General features: G+C 41.7%; 14 protein-coding genes. 13 read left to right on the forward strand and 1 reads right to left on the reverse strand.

Going from position 1 to position 22,991, the window contains the following annotated elements; genetic code table 11:
- Positions 1–369: 369 nt before the first annotated feature.
- From M2408_RS12540 to M2408_RS12580, 9 genes are all read left to right on the forward strand, one after another.
- A complete protein-coding gene (locus M2408_RS12540; protein ID WP_259182269.1) occupies positions 370–765 on the forward strand; it encodes a hypothetical protein in 396 nt (131 codons plus the stop codon).
- Between the two features lie 879 nt (positions 766–1,644).
- Positions 1,645–2,220, forward strand: coding sequence for an AraC family transcriptional regulator (locus tag M2408_RS12545; RefSeq protein ID WP_259182270.1), 576 nt, complete (start codon positions 1,645–1,647; stop codon positions 2,218–2,220).
- A gap of 775 nt (positions 2,221–2,995) precedes the next feature.
- Positions 2,996–3,190: a hypothetical protein gene (locus tag M2408_RS12550; protein ID WP_259182271.1), complete on the forward strand. Its 195-nt coding sequence runs from the start codon at positions 2,996–2,998 to the stop codon at positions 3,188–3,190.
- Between the two features lie 50 nt (positions 3,191–3,240).
- Entirely contained in the window at positions 3,241–5,175 is a 1,935-nt protein-coding gene (locus M2408_RS12555; RefSeq protein ID WP_259182273.1) for a fimbrillin family protein, read from the forward strand.
- A gap of 341 nt (positions 5,176–5,516) precedes the next feature.
- Positions 5,517–6,143, forward strand: coding sequence for an RNA polymerase sigma factor (locus M2408_RS12560; RefSeq protein ID WP_259182274.1), 627 nt, complete (start codon positions 5,517–5,519; stop codon positions 6,141–6,143).
- Positions 6,144–6,272: 129 nt separating this feature from the next.
- Positions 6,273–7,454, forward strand: a complete 1,182-nt coding sequence (locus tag M2408_RS12565) for a FecR family protein (protein WP_259182275.1) — start codon at positions 6,273–6,275, stop codon at positions 7,452–7,454.
- Between the two features lie 253 nt (positions 7,455–7,707).
- Entirely contained in the window at positions 7,708–11,142 is a 3,435-nt protein-coding gene (locus M2408_RS12570; RefSeq protein ID WP_259182277.1) for a SusC/RagA family TonB-linked outer membrane protein, read from the forward strand.
- 10 nt (positions 11,143–11,152) lie between these two features.
- A complete protein-coding gene (locus tag M2408_RS12575) occupies positions 11,153–12,640 on the forward strand; it encodes a RagB/SusD family nutrient uptake outer membrane protein (RefSeq protein WP_259182279.1) in 1,488 nt (495 codons plus the stop codon).
- A 44-nt stretch (positions 12,641–12,684) separates the two neighbouring features.
- A complete protein-coding gene (locus M2408_RS12580) occupies positions 12,685–13,893 on the forward strand; it encodes an AhpC/TSA family protein (protein WP_259182280.1) in 1,209 nt (402 codons plus the stop codon).
- 135 nt (positions 13,894–14,028) lie between these two features.
- On the opposite strand, the gene M2408_RS12585 is transcribed toward M2408_RS12580, so the two are convergent.
- Complete coding sequence (locus M2408_RS12585; RefSeq protein WP_259182282.1) at positions 14,029–16,755, reverse strand: DUF5695 domain-containing protein; 2,727 nt, start codon at positions 16,753–16,755, stop codon at positions 14,029–14,031.
- A gap of 220 nt (positions 16,756–16,975) precedes the next feature.
- Between M2408_RS12585 and M2408_RS12590 the strand changes: the two genes are divergently transcribed.
- The 4 genes from M2408_RS12590 (at position 16,976) to M2408_RS12605 (ending at position 22,990) form a co-directional block, all read left to right on the forward strand.
- Complete coding sequence (locus M2408_RS12590) at positions 16,976–17,155, forward strand: hypothetical protein (protein WP_259182283.1); 180 nt, start codon at positions 16,976–16,978, stop codon at positions 17,153–17,155.
- Between the two features lie 298 nt (positions 17,156–17,453).
- On the forward strand, positions 17,454–19,229 hold the full coding sequence (locus tag M2408_RS12595) for a DUF885 domain-containing protein (RefSeq protein WP_259182285.1): 1,776 nt from the start codon (positions 17,454–17,456) through the stop codon (positions 19,227–19,229).
- A 20-nt stretch (positions 19,230–19,249) separates the two neighbouring features.
- Positions 19,250–20,671, forward strand: coding sequence for an APC family permease (locus M2408_RS12600; protein WP_259182288.1), 1,422 nt, complete (start codon positions 19,250–19,252; stop codon positions 20,669–20,671).
- Positions 20,672–20,746: 75 nt separating this feature from the next.
- Positions 20,747–22,990 carry a S9 family peptidase gene (locus M2408_RS12605; RefSeq protein WP_259182290.1) on the forward strand — a complete coding sequence of 748 codons (2,244 nt, stop codon included), beginning with the start codon at positions 20,747–20,749 and terminating at the stop codon, positions 22,988–22,990.
- The last annotated feature ends 1 nt before the right edge of the window (position 22,991 follow it).

Consider the following 22,991-nt stretch of genomic DNA (forward strand, 5'->3'; position numbering starts at 1 on the left):
GTTAGAATTATAGCTGATGAATCATATTTATTAAAGTTTTCTTTTATCGTAATGTCCGTTAACTGAAAGTTTTGATAGATGGTAGTTTGAAATCAATAAAATTCTCGTAAAATTTGTTTAGTTGTTCTGGCAAGTTCATTGACTACAATCTTGATAATGGACGTATGGAAGGAATCATAGAATCTAAATAAGTAGACAGTCCAGAATTACCACATGATCTTTCATGTTTTTATATGGATAAATAAGGCCGTGATCGACTACACTGTCAGATCACGGCCTTTCATTAGAAAAACTAACCACTTAAACGTATAGATTAGATAGTTGTAGATAAGTATTATAATAAGTTTTTAACCTAGTGTCAACTTGTATATGAAAGAGAAAAAGACGCTTATGTTGCATGTCGCCAGACAGGTATTAATGGGCAAGTTAACTATTGAGGAAGCAATGGAGCAGAGTCAGGTCAAAGATAGAAGAACAATAGTCAGTTGGGCGAAGCGTGCTATTAAAGCAGACAACATTGAGAAAGAGCAAAACAAGGATATAAAATTAAAAAATACGAGTGAAGAGGATGTAAGGCCTTCAGTCGAAGAAAAAATTATACGGCTTGAATCAGAATTGGCTAATTTTAAAAATAGAAACATGGAATTATTACGTTTCCAAAATGTATTAACCAATAAAATAAATGATCTTGAAATCCTCATCAATTATGCAGAAAGGACCTACAAAATTGATATTATGCGCATAAAAAGAAAGAAGAATAATTAATCCCCGATATCTTTGCATATTTCGATAAAAAACTGGTAATCAGTTTTAATCATTAAAAGGTTAAAATCAATATCGCCATTTTTTTATAAGCCCACCATCTTAAAATAAGGGCTGGCTCTTAGTAAGAATACAAACAAAACGCTGATTTTCTTGTTATTTGAAAAATAGTTAATGGAAAAGTTATTTTGTTTTGATAATAACTTTTTCTAAGTTTAATACATCTATCTGTGAAACTATAAAATGAATAGCCGATTCAACATGAGTTACACAAGTTTTTACAAACTACTAACCTCATGCATCACTATGGAATGCATAAAAAGATGATTGAATCGACTTCCTCTGGATATGGTTTTATATAACTGTATAGATGATTAATCTAGCGAATAAAGTGGGTATTTGTAGTGATGTATCTACAGAAAAAGAATCATTGCTTTTAGAGGTGCTGAATTAGTTTGCCACTATGTGAAAGAAAGTTGTTAATATCGGTAAAACCGATTTTTATAGATGCGGAAAATCTTGGTGAAATATTCATTTGTTAAGTATTCAAAATGTATGTTTTATGCTGTACACGCATTCTGAGTATTTTTTTACGGAAAATGGAAAGCTTGGTCAATTGTCCTAAATAGTCAATGCGGACTTTGTTTTGTTGAATTTTGGATAACGGTTCAGCGCTTGAAGGAATAGTGATAGAAGATAGCGATGTGATCATAGAGAGGAGGCTACTTTGAAAAAAAAGTAAACACCCGGAGATATTTTTATTTCTAAAAACTAGTCAACTAGCCATTTGATTCAATGATTTAATATTTAATAGGAATGGCTTGGTTCGAAATCTATGAAATAACCGCTTGTAGTAAAAAATAGTTATTGTAAAGCGAATTAATGAAATTTATGGAAGGCAATTACAACAGTCTAATTCTCATCTTAAATATTACCATTTGTGTAATTAATGTGCTTTTGTTAGTAATAACCTACAAACAGCGGCAAATAAAAAAAGAGCAAAAGAATATATTGCCATTAAATCCTGTTATTAAAGAGAATGAAGAATTTGACGAAATTATTCCTGATAAAATTGAAATCGAACAAGCTAAAAAAGGCGAAGTTTTAATAAGCAAAATTACTGCAGATCGTTTAATAGAAGAATTTAACAAGGCACAAATTAATAAGTTTTTCTTAAAAAAGGGGGTGAGTTTGGGTGATTTGGCTGATTTACTTAATACCAATCAACGATATGCCTCTTACATTGTCAATATGGTTACGGGTCAGGATTTTAACAATTATGTCCAACAAGCCCGTATCGCTTATTTGATTGAAAGAGTTGAACGTGACCCGGACTTACTCAACGTTAAATTTTCTATTCTTGCTGAGAGCGCAGGCTTTTCCAGTATAAGCAAGTTCTCTTCAGTATTTAAGTCTGTAATGGGAGTCCCCCCATCTGAGTATTTCCAGAAAAAATAGATTGATATTATTTATGGTAAAATGAATTCATTTTGCAATCAATATTACCTGAATGTATCCTCAAGATTTTAATAGCCTATTGGCTTAGAAATCCATTTACCTCATTTGCCCCATTTTAAATTTTACAATTTCTCTGTTAAAACAGCAGGACTTTTCTTTTTGAGCTAACCGTTCAATCATGAGATTATTTCAACTTATAGTGGAGAAATCTTAGTGGTTGTGATTTGGTTTATTAGATTGCTAATAGATATATCGGCATAAAAATGTGCTGTTCTGCGTTGATAAATGTTTCACTTTCTAGAAAATATCTCACTAGTCAGTTATTATTTTTCGAAAAATTATTATTGCTTACAAAAAAAATAGCCTGAATAGATTCAAATGAGGGCCCTTTGCGTTGTTTAAAAGTGTTTTGTCGATCTATCGTGTTTAAACCCAGTAAATTTCAGTTATCGGCAATTTGAAATACTGAAATTTCTGTCAAAATTTGTCGAACCAAACTGTAGGAATTGGGAAGGTCACTATGGAATAAAGGAAAAGGTCTAAACCACCATTGTAATTCATTAGCGCAATAAGTTAAAAATTGGGGATAGCAATAAGATTGTAATGGGCAACTTACGATTGGGGAAGCATTTGATGACTAAAATGGATTGAATAATCTTGATTATTATCCAAAAACTGGAAATGTTGGCAATAACGAGAAAAGACCTTCTATTGGGAATATTTATTGTGGCACACAGAAAAATTGAAATTACACGATTTGATATTTAAATATTTTATGAAAAGAAAGCTTAAGAAAAAGCGATTGAATTATGTTCGACCACAAGTTGCATTGGAGGACATTGAAATGGAACAGGGGATAGCAGCGGCGTCGGCCACGGCGACTTTTGTTGGCCCTAGTAATCAAGAAAACACACCACAAGTGGAAGCCTGGCAAGCAGGCCAGTTAACAGGGGATGTATTTGACTGGTAGGATTTCCATGGAAAGTATTGATATTAATTGATTTATAATTTTAATTTTTTATGTTTAAAAATATATACGCATCTACATTAGCGTTAGTGGGGATGATATTGATCCAAAGTTGTTCAAAGGAGAAAAATGAACTTGGTACAGCTACGGAATCACAAGTTAGCTTTATGGTAGATTCAGAAACGGGATTTGATGTTTCAGGAAATGTACAAAGCAAAGCGTCCAACATTGAACCTGGTCTTCAATGGTCGAATGTTCTCGATGAGCGAATTGTCGATTCACGGCAAAATGTAATTTACAATATCAAACAAGAGGTCTTGAATGAAACTAAGCCTATTACAAAAGCAGTCGCTCCAGTTTATCCGGACAATTATGCCCCAGCGGGATTTCCGGCGGGAAGAGCCTTGACGAAAGATGTGACTTTCAGGATATTATTATATAATAATAGTGGTAGCTATGTTAGTTCTGTGGATGGTGTTGTTGGTAGTAGTACACTCCCGCAACTACCAGTGGTGAAGGGGAACGTGTATAGATGGTACGCCTATTCCTATTATGGTACTGATCCATTGCCGGCTATTGCCAGTAATGAACTCCAAAATCCAAAATTTCCAGTTGAAAACGAAGATTTTTTATTTGCTAGCGGTACTTTTACAGCTGCGACCGGCCCCGGAATACTTGACAATAAAATAACCGTGAAATTTAAACATGCGATGACCATGATTGAGGTTGGTGTACATACAGGCGGCTTCAATGCGAAGAATTATCTTGCTCAATACTTACAATCGGGTTCGAATAGACCTTCTATCCAAGCTGCATCTAATATTTTACAAGGTGGAAAATTTGATTTAAAGGCAGGAAGTTTTGATGCTGTTTCGACCTACACAATTACAAATGCAGTGGATATTAATCGTAGAGCCAATTATGCAACTTCACTTAATTATCCCAATACATCCTACCATGGATTTTTTTTCACAGTCCCGGGCAGCAACACTACCAATAACTTTAAATTTAACATTTCCAGTTATATGATGCTTGACTATTCAAGCGCATCGGATCCTTTAACTGCAAAAATTCTAAACAAAAGCGATCTAATTTTTACCATTGACAAAACAGTAGGCAAATTTAATCGTATTACTATTATGCCAATGGATGCTGGAATTATTGTACCTGGAAGCCCCGCATTGAATTGGGCTCGGGGTGATATTTACTATGATGCTGTCAGTGGAAGGTTTAATGATGCTGAAGGTTATACAAGATTTCAACATAGACCGCGTAATGCAAGTACCTATTTTTATCCAAGTACTTATAGTCCAAATGGTGTTTCCTCACCTTCTTCAGAAAATTATGGCTCGACTTACTATGTTACTAATTTCCAATATCCAGTTGGGTCGGGATCTACAGCATTAGGCAATCCTTGTAATGAAGTCAGACCAAATTTAACCTGGCCAGATAATGGTTCCAATACGACATTAAATTCTTCATGGACGCTTCCAACAGTCGCACAAGGTATGACTTTAGCAACATTAATAAATAATTTTCCTGAGCGAATTAGTTATAATTATAATTCTGCGACGAGATCCATCGTCGTAAATATTGTTCCTAACGGAGGAACTGTTTCAGATGATTGGTCACAGGTAATTACTTTTGAGTTGAAAGGGTATGCACAGCCGCTTGGGGTGACTGTCAATAATAATTACCAGATGCAAACAACAAGTATTCCTTATAAAACAAATGGAGTACTTGGTGGCTATGGATATTTTTGGCTGGCTCCAGGAGGTTCATATACTAATTCGAGTGGACAAACAGTCAATGGCTATCATTCGTATTTAAAACTTGAATTTAACACTGTTCAAAACAAGATTGTTGCATCGGTACACTCTGATTATCAGGGTGAATTGTTGAGTGGTATAAAGCCATTTGATGTTGGAATTACGCCGAGGACTGCGATGCCTATTCGTTGCGTCAGAGCAAGATTATACGGAAACTAGAATTTACATCGCACAAACCCATTGATCATTTATTGAAACTATTTTCTCTTTAGTATTGTTCATTCACTGAATGATATACAAAGATTGAAGGTATACGTAGGATTAAAGGACAGTTTTTTTTAAGGTCGGAACAGCAATTGATCCGGCCTTTTTTTATAATTTCAGGGTCGGGGATATCAGGTGGGCAGTATACCGACGCTAAGTTTTTTGCCCTGCTGTGTTAGCGCACCTGTATGGGAAGGTTGAATTTAGCTCGACGGTTTAAGATCTGGGCAACGGCTTTGTGCTTTAACTTGTTATTACTAACTTTAGGGCAGGCAACCTCAACTTGATAGTTTTACTTGAAAAACATAGCTTATACAACGGAATCGGAGATGCTGCTTCGCCTGAAAGCAGGTGATGAACTGGCATTGGAGGAGCTGATGAGCCGATACAAAGGCCCGCTGGCTTTGTCCATGTCGCGTTTGATCAAGTCCCGGGAGGATATCGAAGAGCTCCTGCAGGAACTATTTTTGCGGGTCTGGAAAAATAGGGATAACCTGGACCCCGAACGTTACCTGGCTTATCTGTACAAGATAGCCGAAAATTTGGTCTACGACCGGCTGCGCAAAGCCGCACGTGAAAAACGGCTGTCTGTTGATTATTTCAGCCATATTATAGAAGCGTATTCCCATATCGAAGAGGGGATCTTTGACAAAGAGCTGCTGGCGGTGCTACAACGTGGTATCCAGCAATTGCCCGAGCAACGTCGAAGGGTTTTTGAACTCTGCAAAATAGAAGGAAAGAGCTATGAGGAGGTAAGCCAGCTTTTATCCATTTCGGTCGCTACAGTAAATTCCCATATCACCAACGCGAATGCTTCTATCAAGGCTTATTTCAGACAGCATCCTGAATTAGCGTCGATGGTATTGCTGGTATTTTTATTTGCGAATATCGCTCCGGATACACTCAAAACACCCCTATTTTAAGTTTCTTTTCAAAAGGCTTCACAGGACAACGGGCCATACCTCAGGGTCGTGCTATAAATTTTTTTACTTTTTTTTCAGATTGCTTCATTGGTTTCTTTATTTCGTTCGTATTACTAAATAAAAAGAGCTATGCAAACTTCCCGTTTTTCAGAATTGTTTGAAGGTTATCTGGCGAATACATTGACTCCAAAGGAAATGCTGGAGCTGGAGCGATTGATCGCGGATGAACAAAACGATGCGCAGCTGCGCCAGCTGATCGGACGGGAATTTAAAAGCGATCCTGTTACCGGAGAGCAGCTGGATGCCGAAGATAATTGGTTGCAGGGGTTGGAGCAACAGGTCTTGCAGACAATTCAACAGCCGAAATCTGCGAAAATAATAAGCTTTCACAGCAAGTGGATCCGGCTTGTTGGCGCGATTGTCCTATTGGCAGGACTGGGCCTTACAATACATTATCTGATCAATCAGGATGTAAGCGCACCGAAACAGGCTACTGTTTTACCGGGTGGAAATAAAGCAACGATCAAACTGGACGATGGTACACAGGTGGACCTGAGTGAAAGTCAGTCTGAGATTGTTCTGGGGCAGAAACTGGCTTATGCAGATGGATCATTGGTCCAAGGGTTAGCTGCCGAGAATGTGAGCCAGCAAAATATGGTCATTGATGTCCCGAAAGGGGGGACGTATAAAATTGCACTTCCCGACGGAACGAAAGTCTGGCTCAATGCGGATTCACGTCTGCGCTATATCGTTGATCGGACTGCTGAAACCCGGATTCTGGAGCTGGAAGGGGAGGCTTATTTTGAAGTTGCACACCGATATAGGTCAAAAGGTAGGGAAAAAATACTACAGCCTTTTGTCGTGCGTACCCCGGGCCAGACCATCAAAGTGCTGGGCACCTCATTTAACGTCACAGCTTACAGCGGTGAGCCGGATCGGACGACCTTGGTCGAGGGCAAGGTGGAGCTGTCGCTGCCGGATGGATCCAACAAACAATACCTTAAACCAAATCAGCAAGCCACTATCCGCGGTAGAACGATCACGATCGCAGATGTCGAAAGTTTGGGTTATATCTCCTGGAAAGAGGGCACATTCAATTTTTCGGATGAATCGCTGGAAATCATCTTAAACCAGGTGGCGCGCTGGTATGATATTGATGTTGAATTCGAAGAGGCCAACTTAAAGAAATTGAAATTTGAAGGCATAATACCCCGCTATGAGAACCTGGAAACGTTGTTGAAAACCTTGGAAAAGACAGGTGATGTCAGATTTGAGCGCAAGGGCAAATTGCTGCATGTCAGGAAAAAATAAACTATAATAAAAAGACAACGATAATAAGAAACCTGAAAACCAGATTGCCTATGAAATAAAACGATGGAAGAAAATGATAAGATGGCGAACCGGGCAATAATCAGGGGCGTTTGCGGCGCCCCCGATCAATACTGTCAGTCGTGATCAAAACTATCTTGAACAACACATTTTAATACCTAACTAACCAACGCAAATGTATAAAATAAACAAGAAAGATGTACATTGGTTACCTAACCTGACCAAAACGTGTATTATGAAAATATCAATTACCGCTATTATTTGCAGTTTATTTTTTGTGCACATAAGCGCCAAGACGGCGGCGCAGATGGTGACGCTCAGGCACACAAAAATTACGCTCAAGGAAGCCTTTCGAGAGGTCAACAAACAGACCGGCTACCACTACATCTGGTCCGCACAGAAAGTAGAAAGCAACAGGAACATAACCGTCAATATTAAAAATAAGCCACTCCAAGAGGCTATACAGTCCATCATACAGGGGTTGCCGCTGAGCTATGAGCTTGAGGGCAAGCTGATCATTATCAAGGAGCGGCCAGCCTCCGCCGAAAGAAAGACAATCGTTGAGCAGGATGAAATGAGCGTTCGGGGGCGGGTGACTGATTCACTGAATAATGGTCTTTTGGGCGTGACCGTTAAAGTGCTTTCGGCGGATCTGAAAATAGTGAAATACGCCAGCAGCAACGGAAGCGGAGATATTTATATCGAGCATGTTCCCAAACAAAGTTATCTGGAGTTTTCCTTGCTGGGCTATTTGTCGCAACGGGTAAAAGCAACGGAAAATTTTGGAACGGTCCGCTTGAGGCAGCAGAGCCAGTATCTGGAAGAACTGGTCGTGGTGGGCTATATGAATAAGAAAGCCTCTGAAGTGACAGGCGCTGTGCAGCAGGTCAGCGGGGATGTCCTGCGTAGCAGTGTCACCTCGTCCAATGTGCTGTCTATGTTAAAGGGCAAAACCACGGGCTTGTATATCACGGAGACATCAGGCGAGTCCGGGGCAAAGGGTCAGGTGGTGGAGCGGGGGCAGTCCTCCATGACGACACCTACCAACAGCTATCTGGGGCCATTGATTGTGGTAGATGGGATAATCACCAATTACCAGGCTGTGCAGGATGCTGTTAACCCTGCGGATGTAGAAAATATTTCGATCCTGAAAGATGCTTCTTCGACAGCCATATATGGTTCGCGGGCTGCACAGGGCGTGATTGTCATCACGACCAAACGGGGCTTGTCGGGCAAGAGCACGGTAGACGCGCATATTCAATATGGTATTATCCAGCCAAAACGCGACCTGCGCTTTATGAATACGACCGAGCTCATCGGTTTTATGGATCAGCAGATGCGCCGCTATTGGGAGCAGACAGAATCTATCCGCAAGACTTTTCCTGACGTAAATGATTTTATCCGCGAACGCCGTGTATATACCGATGCAGATCGTTCCCGCAATTTTAACTGGGAAGACGCTATTTATAGCAACGGCAATCTGCGCAATACCGAAGTGAGCGTCCGGAGCGGGACAGAAAAGACAAAGTTCTATGCCGGTATTGGCTGGTTTAAAGAGAATGGTGCTTTATATGACAATTCTTTTGACCGTAAAAGTCTGCGCGTCAATATTGATCATGCTGTATCGCGCAAATTTCACACAAGCCTTAACCTCAGTACCATCGTGGACCGCACCTCAAGACGCAATGGCGTCCCTGAACTGTATATGATCCAGCCTTTTATGTCGCCCTACGATGAACAAGGCAATTTGCTGGATAGTCTACAGCTTAGGCAGTCGAGCAACTATGGACCGGTCGCGACAAGTTGGATGCAAAATTTCCTTGCCGAAACGGACTATGACAACACACGCTTAACGAATGTGCAAAATCACCTCGGCAGTTTACGCTTGCGCTATGATATCTTGCCGGAACTAAGCATCCAGAGTACCAATTCAATCAATTATATGGGCACAAATATCAACTCTTATTTTGATCCAAGATCATTTTCGGGGCGGTATGGTGGCTTTCCCTATTTATTCCGGCCCGGCATGACCGTGCCAAATGGAAGCTTGGATCTGGACGATACAAAGATGGTCGACTATCTGACATCCAATACATTGAATTACCGGAAGAATTTTGGACAACACAACCTATCTGTGCTGATCGGGCAGGAGTGGGGCAAACGCACGACGGAGTTATCTACGGTCAATATGAACGATCTGCTTGCTGGTGAAAGAAATATGGGGGCGGCAAAAAGGTTTGGTAGTGCAGTAGACCTAGCCTATTCGCGGCCTTATTCACCGGTCGGAGCTTATCGCGAAAGAGCGACATTTTCGGTATTCGGACAGGCCGATTATAGCTATAGACAAAAATATCTGGCCTCAGCGTCGGTGCGGACAGATGCAACAACCAATTTCGGACGGGACAAAAGGTATGGTACTTTCTATTCCCTGAGTGCAGGATGGATGCTGTCTTCGGAAGATTTTCTAAAAGATGTCAAAGCGATAAATTCACTCAAATTGCGTGCTTCGTACGGGACTTCGGGGCGCGATCTGGGGGACGGCTATCTGAATACAACCTTCTATGCGACTGGAAATGGCAGTACCCTCTTTCGTTATGAGCAGGAAGGTAATACCGGTGTCCGCATTTCGCAGCTGGCAAACCCCCTCATCTCCTGGGAAACGCTATACAATACCAATGTAGGAGTGGATGCCCTATTATTTGGCCGTTTGGGCATCACTTTCGATATGTATCATAAGCGAAGCGATGGACTGCTTCAGAATGTATTATTGCCTTCTGCCCAAGGTTCATTGGCTCAATATCAAAATGTAGGGCAAATTGTCAATAAAGGTCTGGAATTGATGCTCAACGCACACCTGATCAAATCAACCGATTTTAACTGGCATAGTAGCCTTAATTTTAGCCTCAACAAAAATAAAACTACAAAACTCTATCAAGACTCGCTACTGGATGGCTATTCGCTCGCTTACTACCGGAAGATCGGTGAGGATATTAACGTGATCAAGGCTGTAGAGTATGCCGGTATCAATCCGGATAATGGCAATATGCAGCATTACAACTATGTCAATGGTGAAAAAACAATCGTGGAGGGACTCGGAGCCACAAGTGATCTGCGCAACTGGCAGCCGATAGGTTCGGCTACACCAAAGTTTTTTGGCGGTTTTACCAATACTTTTCAATATAAGACATTTACCCTGAGCGCCGAATGGTGGTTTCAGTATGGCAATTATTTGATGATGAATATTGTCAATAATTTCCAGAGTCCGACATTGCCAAGACAGGGCCGCAATAATATCGCATTCGGCGAAAACCAGCATATATGGAAAGGGCCGGGCGATACCGAGGCCAACTATCCGGATATATTCAGCACGGATCCCAATGCCTGGACGGCGCTGACTTACCGCTCGTCCAGAATATGGGGAAATGGCAGTCATGCACGTTTGCGTAATGTGCGGTTGGCTTATAGCTTGCCACAGCATATCCTAAAAAGTATAAAAATGACAAATGCAACCGTCTATGTCAGCGGTGACAATCTGCTGGTCATTAAGGACAAAGATTTTGTGGGTGCGGATCCCGAAGGGGCTGCACTCGGGGGAACTTCTTTTGGCGGTGTAGGCACAGGATTTGCAAATCCACGACGTTTTTTATTGGGGGTTCAAGTTACGTTTTAATTATTTACAGATGAAAATCAGATCTATATACCGATATCATAGAAATAGAAGTCTTTATTTTCTAGTCAGCATGCTTGTCGCGGGATTGACAAGCGGCTGTAATAAGCAGCTGGATGAGCTTCGTCCGCATAACGTTATTTTTGAGGATATCCAGTTTGAGCGTCCCGAAGGCTATAGCAAGGCTGTGGTGGGAGCTTACAACCTAGTGGCCGGTGGTGCGGTAGCATCTTCCTTTAACTATAATGATATGCTTATCTTTCTCTCAGAAGCAAAAGGCAACACGATCAGGGCGCTGGATGCGGAGGTGAACAAGAATACGGATGTGTTTGACTATGCCAACTCCAGTACAAAAGACCGCTCGCATACCTACGAGTTTTGGCGCGGAAGTTACACACTACTGCTGCACCTTAACAAAATATTGGGCCATGTGAAGGCGGGTGAAACAAACGCTGAAATCTTACAGGCAAAGGCCGATGCTTTATTTTTACGGGCTTATGTCTACTTTAACCTGATACGTCTCTATGGTAAACCTTACCATCAATCGCCTGGCGAATCTCTCGGAGTGATGCTTATTCTAGATGACAAAATCGGCCCTGAATTTGCTCCGAAAAGAGCCTCCGTACAGCAGGTGTATGCACAGATTGTGAGTGATCTGGAAACAGCAGCTCCGCTATTCGCACAAAAGAAATCAAACAGCTATGGTAGCAAATATGCTGCCTATGCGCTGCTGTCCAGAGTATACCTGTATATGGGTGGAACTGTCGATAATCCGGTCGCAGGTGCCAACCAGAAAGCTGCAGAATATGCCGACAAAGTGATCAAAGAAGGCGGTTATCAGCTTTTGCAGGACCAAGCTTATCTTGATTATTATAAAACCAATAACATAAACAACAAAGAGGACATCTTTGCGGTGAATATAGACTATTCACAGGGGCTGATCAGCAATTATTTTGCGATGCCCGTACAGATTGGTTATACCGGCGGATTATATCGGCCCTCGCCTTATTTACTGTCCTTATTGGACGTAGACGACAAGCGAAATAGTTTTTACGTCAACAATGTAACACCGGGATATCCCGAAGATACTCGGGCGGTTTCAAAATATATGATCCGGTATCTGTCACTTTATACTTTTTCACCTTTCCGTTACCTACGTTTGGCCGAAATGTACCTCAATCGGGCAGAGGCTTATGCAAAGCTAAATAATGCGGGCGCTGCATTGAGCGATGTCAATACGATTAGGCGGCGGGCAGGACTGACTGCTTTATCGGGGCTGGAAGGGAAAGCATTGATCAATGAAATCCTGAAGCAACGCAAGCTGGAATTGGCATTTGAAGGGCATGCAAGCTACGATGAATTCCGGAATGGCCTGCCTATGGCACGGAATTATAAATCTGGCAGTTCTGCCGAACTGAATATCAGCCCGACCGACAAAAAAATAGTCATGCAGATACCGGAGGAAGAGATCATCGCCAATCCTAACCTGGTTCAGAATTGAGTTAATAAAAATGAATTTTAGTAACCATCTTAAATTTAGAAAAAATGAAAAAATACATCGTAAGCATAGTGTTGTTGACCAATTTATCGTTGGTTGCCCTCGGGCAGCAGCCTTTTGTATTGAAGGGCGAAACCATTAATGTTTCGTCGCCCTATGTCTACCTGGGCTATCGTAGTGGAGACGGAAGCAAGCATACCTTGGACAGTGTAAAAATTGAAAATAATGCCTTTGTTTTTAAGGGTAAAATCGACGAACCAGTTATGGCTTATCTCTATCTGGACCGTAGCGGCAGGAGTGTGGATGATCCGAATGCCGTAAGTTTTTATTTGGAACCCAAAAAGATGAGCATCCGACTTGAGAGAGACAAATTCAAAGAGGGCCTGATCAAAGGTTCAAAATCACAGGACGAATGGGCAAAATTGAATGTGGAAAAGAATGTCATCCGCAAGGAGATGGAACCTGTGCTGGAAGAATATGGCCGATTGAATAAGCGATACATGGATGCGGATGCCGAACTGAAGCTGCTGGAAGCTAAAGTAAAGAAACTGAAGGAGGAGGCCTATGACTACCGGGAAAATTTTACGCCATTTAATGATCGGCTTGCCGGATTGGATGTGGAATTTATTAAGAAAAATCCAAATTCATACGTGAGTTCTTTTCTGATGCAATTTATGACAACAGGTGCCGATCTTGCTAAAATCGAAGGGTTATATAATGGTTTGTCCGATCAGATCAAGAACAGCGGTAACGGTAGGGAGATCGCAGAAAAGATCCAGGGCATCAAAAACGGTTCCCCGGGGAGCAAAGCATTTGAATTTGAGGCGACCGATATCAATGAAAAGGAACTGAAGCTTGCCGCATTCAAGGGTAAATATGTGCTGCTGGATTTTTGGGCGAGCTGGTGTGTTCCCTGCCGGAAAGGTAATCCGCATTTAATAGACCTGTATACAAAATATAAAAGCAAAGGCTTTGAAATTATCGGTGTTGCGAGCGACGATCGGAGCCAGGCTGCCTGGCACAAAGCAGTAGATCAAGATAAAATCGGTATATGGAGACATGTCCTTAGCGGGCTTAAATTTGAAAACGGTGAATTCGACCGTTCTAAATCCATTTCTGACCACTTTGGGATCAGCACATTACCGACCAAGATTTTGATTGATCCGGATGGCATGATTGTAGGGCGATATGCAAGCGGATCCGAAACGGATACTGAGTTGGACAAAAAGCTGGCTGAGGTATTTGGAGCGCAGTAAAGCTTGCCATTGAAGAGCATTGCAAAACATGGGAAATGCTGCCTTTTTCATGGCTGTACACATTAAATAATCTGTCTGCCGCTATCCAGAGGCAGACAAATTATTAGCCTTTGTAAGTTTTTTTAGCGGCTTCTATCAATTTGTTTTTCTAAGGATCAGCGTGCTGGTAGAAGGGGACAATTCATATCGATTGAATTTATTCTTCTTGTGGGCACCTTCAATTTCATACCCACTCTCTGGATTGATATTCAGCAATACATGTGGCACAAGAGCTGTTTGATTAAGTTTCAAGATTACACTTTTATCCTTTTGATTGTATATTAGTGTTTCGATTTCTCCGGCATCAGTGGTCAACCACAGATTTTCTTTTGCTAAGAAAATGCGGCCTTTGGATGCTGTTTTTATGGCTACTTCGATGTGATCTTTATTTTCTTTAAGATGACCACTAAATGCCAACCAGCCAAATTCTGGATGTTCTATGATATACGTGCCTGAATTGACTGCATAGCCATAAAACCCAGTACCGTAATCGCCCGAAATACCATCGTTGGCTAGTGTAGACGGGTAGGAATGGAATGCTGCAGGCCCAAAGCCATCTGCAGTCACATTGGCCAATGCCCCCATCATACCGGCATGCCCCACGCGAAGAAGGTAGAAATCATCAGGATGATCACGGTACTCGGTCAATACAGGGATCGCATTTAAAGCCGAACCATAATGATGTAGCTGACGTTCGATTCGGGATAATTTTCCGCCATAGACAAAATCCCAGTAACGACGGGCACTACCGTTGTATCCCCAATGTGGCAAGGTAGGCATATAGGCCAAGATAGCATTTAAGGTAACCCGGGTTTTGTCGTCAAAACCAAAGTAGCGAGACCATAAATAGACTTCTTCCTGTCCAGTGGAGTCCCAGGGCATTTCACTCCCAAAGGGATAAGCAAGACTTTTCCAATGTTCGGCCCGTTTGCGCATCACTGCTTCCAATTGATTGGCTTCAGCTGTCAGTCCCTCACGACGTAAATCATGGAGGATAAGCAAAAAAATGCTGCCTTCCATTTGTCCAAATTGGGCATAATAGGGTGCTTTTTCGATCATGGCCATACTGGTTTGAAAAGCACGTTCTAAATAGACATTCCAACGCTCTTCCTTTACAAGATCCTGGTAGACGCGGGCGAGACGATACATGACCCAATGTGCAGCCGCTACATGCGGATAGTTATACGAACGGCCAATATCATCCGCTTCTTTTTTTGGCCATGCCGACCAGGTCTTCCAGTTGATAGCTGCTTGGTAAGTGCCTGCTGGCATAGCATCTGGTTCGTAATAAAATAAACTTTTGACCACACCGTATTTTTGATCGCCTTCCTTGTGCTGAATACGTCCATACATCGTTTCATTGACGAAACGTTTCAATTTTGCGATCTCTGTGCGATTTGGCCGCAAGATCTGCTTCATGATGGCAGCCAGCCAACTGGCCGCTCCGGCTTCATCGCTTAAACCGGCATACCAAGCGCGTTGCTCTTGGGTGACCAATTTTTTATCTTCATAATCATAACTGATAACAGAGGGCGACCGTCCAAAAAGGTCTTTGTCATTTTCGTACCACTGGGTGGTCGTTAAGAAATTGCCAAGATCATTGACGACATCCTTTTCGGACTTAATGACTTTATATTGAATGGTTTGTTCGGTGCCATCCTGATAGGTAATGGTCAGGCGTGCACGTCCCCATTGTTGACCTTTGATCTCATAGTGATGCCATTGCTGTGGTGTGTCTTTTTGCTTGATAACACTTAAAGCGCTTTCAGGATAGATAGAAATGTTTTTAATGGCTTTGTTATGCTTGATAAACAATTTGACCGGATTATCTAATGGAACGACATAACCGGGAGCGCCAATGGCCACAGGTCGGTTATTTTTTAGCAGTGTATTTTCAATTTCTTTGATACTTGGAGCCAGGACAAACTTGAGGGCAAATGTTTTGGATTCATTTGGTTTTAATAGGGTAGAAGTTGCTGTGTTCCATTGTTCTACGCCTTTCCATGCTGTTTCGGCAAGTGCTTTGCTGTGGATCATCCACTCATGGAAGCCTTCGAAAGTAATACTTCTGGGCGTAGTGTCATCAAGTAAGGGGTTGTAGGCTTCAAATCCGGCATTGCTGTAGGGCAAAACCAGTAAGCTTGGACCATTTCCATGCAGATGGTTCACTTGGAGATAGCCGGCATCTTTGCCGATATAGGGGTCAAAAAATACATTTTGTGCATGTGCTTGATTCAAATTTTTCTGATCCATATTATTATTGAAAGGGAGAGGTATACCTAAGGCACCGATTTCAATAGCTTGGTCGGTAGGATTCGTTAGTTGAAATTTCAAGATAAGATCGCCCCCTATATTTTCCCAGCTGCGCTCAACTTTTAAGGGAATGTCACCTAATGTTGAGCTGATGTCAGCGGCAGCTAAGATGGTTTTGGATGGAGTCAATGCGATGACCTTCTTGCGGTCTTTGGCCGAAGAATAATTCGACCAATGTGTTTCTCCCTGACGCTTAAGACTGATGTTGATGTCACCGATATGAAAGAAGCCGTTGCGGTCCCGCTTCGCTAGCATTTCCACGGGCGTATAGTCGAAAGCAGCATCACCATGTACCTGTTGAAAAGCTGATAAAGTCTGTGAGTGATTGAGCACCGTTATTTTTAGCTTATCTAAGGCAAAGCTTTTAGATCCTTTATCGATACCCAAAGTCGCAGGCTGGTTTTTAGTAGCTTTCCATACGGGATGCTCCTCCTGTTGGCTAAATGTGGTGTTGGTCGGCAGGATATAGAGTAAGCTAATGAGGATATAGTAACTATTCTTTAAATTCATTTTGTCAGGTTTAGAAATTAATTATTCTTTATGGATCAGAACGTGAACTGGTACAAATTTGATTGATTAGGCCCTCTTTTAATTACCAGATTTTACCCTAAGATAGTACGTTTTTGATATTTTCTATTTAACGAGTTGCTTTGTAAACCACTAAATACTAAATTTAATGTATAAATGACGTTTAATAAAAATTATTTTAACCTTAAACGATTCATGATTTATGAAACCAATTCAATATCAAGTTCCTATTTCCCAAGATAAGGCCGTTTTTATTCAGGAGGATTTGTTGGATAAGTTTTATCCTTACATGCAACGTCACGAGGAGTATCAGTTAATCTGGAACAAGGAGGGAACAGGACAGCGGTTATTGGGTAGGGAAGGTAATGATGTATATTGCTAATTATAGTAATTTACTTTACGAATAGATTATAAATGTCAATATCCAATAAGTAATTATTAAAAGCCGGTTAGTTTAGCGCTTTTATAGTTGCTTTCTTTGATTAAGGAAATTTTAAATGACTTAATTAAAGACCAACGATGGCTGAATTACATTAGGTTATTGCTGATCGCCCTGACTTAAATTAAGATCTACGTGTTGATTAGCATTGCGATCACAGCCTTACTGTCCACCAAAGATACGGAAACGGATATCTCCGGCTTTAAACCGGATCGGTTTCAATAGACAAAAATAAACCGAAATGATGAAGAAAAACAACAATAACCCTAACGTAAAGAAATTTATAGTCATTGGCGTATTTTGTATGGCTTCTTCGCTAACAGATGCCCAAGATATGGATTTGTATCAACACACAACACCTATTGAGCCTTATATCATACAATATTACCATGATCTGCAGGCTGTCAATTATTTTTATGGTCCTATGCCCAAAAATTGGGAATTTCAGCAGTCGGCAGCCTCGCCTGAGCAGATCAATAGACTGCTCCAGATCGATGATGACTATTTGGCCAAATTAAAAGGATTTGATTATAAGAAGTTGAACACCAATGGTCAGGTCGATTATATCCTGCTGAACCGAAAAGTGCAGCGACATCAGCAAGAGCGCAAAGAAGCATTAGCTTCCTACAATCGACTGAAGCCTTATTTACCATTTGCCGAATATATTCTTCAATTTGAAAAGCAACGTCGTCGAGGTGCTGCTGTTGTGGGAAAGGATATTGCGGTCCTGCTGGAAAAAACGGGCGATCAGGTTGATGCAGCAATCCAAAAACTAGAAAATATAGCAGCGATCGAATCCGCTGATGTTAATTTCCTAGTCAATATGGTGGAGTCATTGCGAATCCGTTTGGAGAGTGCGTTCGATTTCTACAATGGTTATGATCCGATGTTTACCTGGTGGGTGCCAAAATCTTATGAAAGTTTAAACGAAAAATTGATCCAATACAAAGACGTATTGCAGGCAAAGAGCAATTGGAAAGTGTTTAATGATGGAAGTAATATTGGCGGGCAGCCGATCGGAAAAGTTGCGCTAAACAAAAAATTGCGCGAGGAAATGATTGCTTATGATGCGGATGAGTTATTGCGTATCGCTGATAAGGAATGGGAATGGTGTGTGGCGGAGTTATTAAAAGCTTCTCGTGAGATGGGATTTGGAGATGACTGGAAAGCAGCGCAGGAAAAGGTTAAAAATACCTATGTACCCGAAGGTCAGCAGCCGGTTCTGATCAATCAGTTATATGATCGAGCCCAGACATTTATCAAACAGCACGACCTGATCGCTATTCCTGAATTGGCGGATGAAACCTGGGGAATGATTATGATGACACCGGAACGGCAATTGGTCAATCCTTTTTTTACGGGCGGACGTGAGATCAGTATTTCCTACCCGACCAATACAATGACCTATGAGCAGAAGATGATGAGTATGCGTGGCAATAATCCGCATTTTTCATTGGGTACAGTGCAGCATGAACTAAATCCTGGGCATCATCTACAGTATTTTATAAATAAACGGTATAAGCCCTATCGTGAGCAAAATTTCAATACGCCATTTTGGACGGAAGGCTGGACATTATATTGGGAATTACTGCTCTATAGAATGGGATTTGCAGAGACACCGGAAGAACGTATTGGGATGTTATTCTGGAGAATGCATCGTTGCGCACGGATCACCTTCAGTATTAAATTTCATTTGGGCGAGTGGACGCCACAGCAATGTATTGATTATTTGGTTAATCAAGTAGGTCATGAATCTGCAAATGCGCATGGTGAGGTGAAGCGATCATTTGAAGGTGCTTACGATCCTTTGTATCAATTGGCTTATTTGATTGGTGGCTTGCAGCTGCTGAGTATCAGTGATGAATTGGTAGGATCTGGGAAAATGTCCTACAATGAATTTCATGATCGGGTCATTAAGGAAAATTACTTGCCCATGGAAATGCTCAGGGCGATATTGACAAACCAACGGCTTGAACCTGATCATCAGGCAAAATGGAAATTTTATAATTTTAAATAAGCGCAATCCAACCCTACATTATGAGTAATCAGGAAAATAGTCAAGATTTCAAAAAGTCATTAGGTTTATTGGATGCAACTATGCTCGTTGCCGGAAGTATGATTGGCTCGGGGATCTTTATCGTATCGTCGGATATCGCCCGAAATACGGGTTCTGCCGGCTGGCTGATGGTGGTGTGGTTGATCTGCGGTTTTATGACGTTGGCCGCAGCTTTGAGTTATGGCGAGCTGAGTGCCATGTTTCCGAAAGCTGGTGGCCAGTATGTCTATCTCAAAGAAGCCTATGGACCAGTGGTCAGTTTTACATTTGGCTGGACTTTTTTTGCGGTTATCCAGACGGCGACGATTGCAGCTGTGGGGGTAGCTTTTGCTAAGTTTACAGCTTATTTGTTTCCGGTACTGGATGAAGATGTTTATCTGTTAGTAATAGGGGACTATCATATTTCATCTGCTCAGCTGTTGGCAATCGCTGTTATTTTGCTGCTCACCTGTATTAATACCGGTGGCGTAAAGAATGGTAAAACAGTACAGACGGTGCTGACTTTGATCAAAATATTAAGCCTGGTTTTATTGGTCATTTTCGGTTTTGCGGCTTTCGATCTGGAGGTGTGGAATCAAAATTGGTCTTCAGCGAATAGGTGGGATCTACAACGATTAAATGCGGAAGGATCGACAGCAGATTATGCCACTTTTGGTGCGTTTGGTGCCATATCTGCTGCATTGGTAGGGGCTTTGTTCAGTAGTGATTCCTGGCATTCATCTTCTGCGGTAGCAGGCGAGATCAAGAATCCGCAACGCAACATTGGCTTGAGTCTGGCGCTGGGAACGCTGATTGTAACAGTGATCTATATTTTGACCAATTTGATGTATACGGGTGTATTGACGATCCAGGAGATGGCCAGCGCGCCTAAAGATCGCGTGGCCATGCTGGTAGGGCAAGAAATTTTTGGTCCTGTGGGCATAGCCATCTTGGCGATTATGATTATGGTCAGCACTTTCGGCTGTAATAACGGACTGATCTTGGCTGGTGCAAGGATCTATTATTCCATGGCTAAGGATGGTTTGTTTTTTAAGAAAACAGGTACCCTAAATAAGAATGCAGTACCGGCCTACGCGTTGTGGTTACAGGCGGGGATCGCTTCGATATGGTGCTTGACAGGTAAGTATGGCGATTTGCTGGATATGATTACCTGTGTCGTTGTTATGTTTTATGTTTTGTGTATCATCGGCATCTTTTGGTTAAGATATAAACGTCCGGATGTGCCGCGTCCTTATCGGGCGTTTGGTTATCCTTTTATACCGGCTGTTTATATTTTGATGGGGATCTCGTTTATTATTTTGTTGGTGATCTATAAACCGCAATTTACCTGGCCGGGTATCATCATCACGCTTTTGGGGATTCCATTATACTATTTTGTGAAACAGAGAGATGTAAAGACATAATCTTACTTATTTTTAATCCTGCCTGAGCACGATTAGAGGCCGATCAACATATACGATTAAAAAAAAATAACACATATGAAGTTAACATTCACAGCTGTATTATTGATGATATTTCAGCTTTCGACAATGGCGCAAGGGACATTGGAGGATTATAAACGTGCCAAAGAGATCAGAAATTCATTCGGCAAGGTGTATCAGGTACCACAGCAGATTATCTGGTCTGAAAAAGGAGATAGTTTTTCTTATCGGATGAATCTGAAAGACGGTAAGAGAAGCTTATATCTGGTGAATGCGCTAACGAAAAAGAAAATAGATACCGATGTTGCTGCGATTGAAATGCAGCTATCCGCTCAGTTGGGTAAAGAAGTGAAATTAGGCGTTTTGTGGGGGAGGGATCTGAAAGTCTTGTCTGCAAACGAGTTTGAGTTTACGGAAGAGAAAGTACTGTGGAAGTGGAATGGGCAGGAGAATAAGTTGAGCAGAGTGCGTGATATTCCTTCAACAGGTAATGACCGTAGATCGGATGGATATTGGGGAGCACGTTGGGACGATAGTAAGGGGGAATCTGTAGACTCGCCCGATAAGGTCTATACTGCTTATATTAAAAATAGTAATGTATATATCAGTAAAAAGGGAGATTCAAAAAGTGAGCGACAGTTGACCTTTGATGGCAGTCCCGGTGAGTATTACAGTGCCCGTATCCAATGGTCCAATGATTCAAAAAAATTGGCGGCTTCAAAAGTGAGAAAGGCTGAAATCAGACAGTTGACTTTACTGGAATCTTCACCAACTGATCAATTACAACCAAAATTGCAAACCAGAGACTATAATAAACCCGGTGATGCGTTGTCGCAATATTATCCAACGATTATTGATGTGATAAATGGTCAGCTGATCACTGTAGATCCTGCTCAGGTAGCCAATCAATTTTCATTGTCTGCACCGGTATGGAAGGCAGATCATAGTGGAATCACATTCGAATATAACCAACGTGGTCATCAACGGTACGATGTGATGGAACTGAGTGCTGTGGACGGAAAAACCAGAGCAATTATTTCAGAACGTAGCGCAACATTTATTGATTATAGCGGAAAGAAATACCGGAATGATCTCAAAAAAACAGCTGCCATCATCTGGGCTTCGGAACGTGATGGATGGAATCATCTTTATTTGTTCGATGCTAAAACGGGGGCATTGAAACAGCAGATTACAAAAGGAAATTGGGTGGTGCGTAAAGTTGTCAATGTGGATGAGGATAACAAAAAGATTATTTTTGAGGCAAGTGGCATGCATAAGGACGAGGACCCGTATCTTATCCATTACTATACGATTGGTTTTGATGGCAAGGGCCTGAGAGAACTTACTCCGGAAGCAGCCAATCATCATGCGAACTTTAATCCTGATCATTCTTTATTTGTAGATCTCTACTCTCGGGTGGACCAGGCTCCGCAGGCCGTATTGCTACGTGTGGCAGATGGAAAGATCGTGATGGATTTGGAAAAGGCGGATATTTCGGATCTGGAAGCTACCGGATGGCGCAGACCTGAAGTGTTTAAGTCGCTGGCCAGAGATGGTAAAACAGATATCTGGGGCATAATCGTACGGCCACGAAATTTTGATCCGAACAAAAAATATCCCGTGATCGAGTATATCTATGCTGGTCCACATAGTACTTTTGTCCCTAAATCATTTTCTGCTAATCCGGCAGGCCTCGCTGAGCTTGCTGAGCTGGGTTTTATCGTTGTGCAGATTGACGGAATGGGCACATCCAATCGCTCGAAAGCATTTCAAGATGTCGCCTGGAAAAATCTAAAAGATGCTGGTTTTCCCGATCGTATTGCCTGGATGAAGTCTGCCGCGCTTACATATCCATATATGGATATTGAAAAAGTCGGTATCTATGGTACTTCTGCCGGCGGACAGTCCTCCGCCGGAGCACTCTTGTTTCATCCTGAGTTTTATAAGGTAGGGGTTTCATCCTGTGGCTGTCATGATAATCGTATGGACAAAATATGGTGGAATGAACAATGGATGGGCTGGCCGATCGGGCCTGAATATGCAGCTTGTTCTAACATCGAAAATGCGTATAAATTAGAAGGAAAGTTGCTCTTGATCGTGGGGGAGTTGGATGATAATGTGGATCCTGCATCGACTTATCAGTTCGTCAATCAGTTGATTAAACATGGTAAGGATCACGACTTCATTATGGTACCGGGAATGGGACATGCTTCTGGTGGTGATTTTGGAGAAAAGAAACGCCGCGATTATTTCGTGAGACACTTGCTGGGAGTAGAACCTCCAGCTTGGACAGCTTATTAGC

Origin of the sequence: Sphingobacterium sp. BIGb0165 (genome assembly GCF_024810095.1) — a bacterium.
In the GTDB taxonomy this organism is placed as follows: Bacteria; Bacteroidota; Bacteroidia; order Sphingobacteriales; family Sphingobacteriaceae; genus Sphingobacterium; species Sphingobacterium detergens.

Coding starts and splice junctions, on each gene's coding strand:
- M2408_RS12600 (WP_259182288.1), top strand. CDS start 19,250: ATGAGTAATCAGGAAAATAGTCAAGATTTCAAAAAGTCATTAGGTTTA.
- M2408_RS12585 (WP_259182282.1), bottom strand. CDS start 16,755: ATGAATTTAAAGAATAGTTACTATATCCTCATTAGCTTACTCTATATC.
- M2408_RS12550 (WP_259182271.1), top strand. CDS start 2,996: ATGAAAAGAAAGCTTAAGAAAAAGCGATTGAATTATGTTCGACCACAA.
- M2408_RS12565 (WP_259182275.1), top strand. CDS start 6,273: ATGCAAACTTCCCGTTTTTCAGAATTGTTTGAAGGTTATCTGGCGAAT.
- M2408_RS12575 (WP_259182279.1), top strand. CDS start 11,153: ATGAAAATCAGATCTATATACCGATATCATAGAAATAGAAGTCTTTAT.
- M2408_RS12545 (WP_259182270.1), top strand. CDS start 1,645: ATGAAATTTATGGAAGGCAATTACAACAGTCTAATTCTCATCTTAAAT.
- M2408_RS12580 (WP_259182280.1), top strand. CDS start 12,685: ATGAAAAAATACATCGTAAGCATAGTGTTGTTGACCAATTTATCGTTG.
- M2408_RS12595 (WP_259182285.1), top strand. CDS start 17,454: ATGATGAAGAAAAACAACAATAACCCTAACGTAAAGAAATTTATAGTC.
- M2408_RS12540 (WP_259182269.1), top strand. CDS start 370: ATGAAAGAGAAAAAGACGCTTATGTTGCATGTCGCCAGACAGGTATTA.
- M2408_RS12590 (WP_259182283.1), top strand. CDS start 16,976: ATGAAACCAATTCAATATCAAGTTCCTATTTCCCAAGATAAGGCCGTT.
- M2408_RS12605 (WP_259182290.1), top strand. CDS start 20,747: ATGAAGTTAACATTCACAGCTGTATTATTGATGATATTTCAGCTTTCG.
- M2408_RS12555 (WP_259182273.1), top strand. CDS start 3,241: ATGTTTAAAAATATATACGCATCTACATTAGCGTTAGTGGGGATGATA.
- M2408_RS12570 (WP_259182277.1), top strand. CDS start 7,708: ATGAAAATATCAATTACCGCTATTATTTGCAGTTTATTTTTTGTGCAC.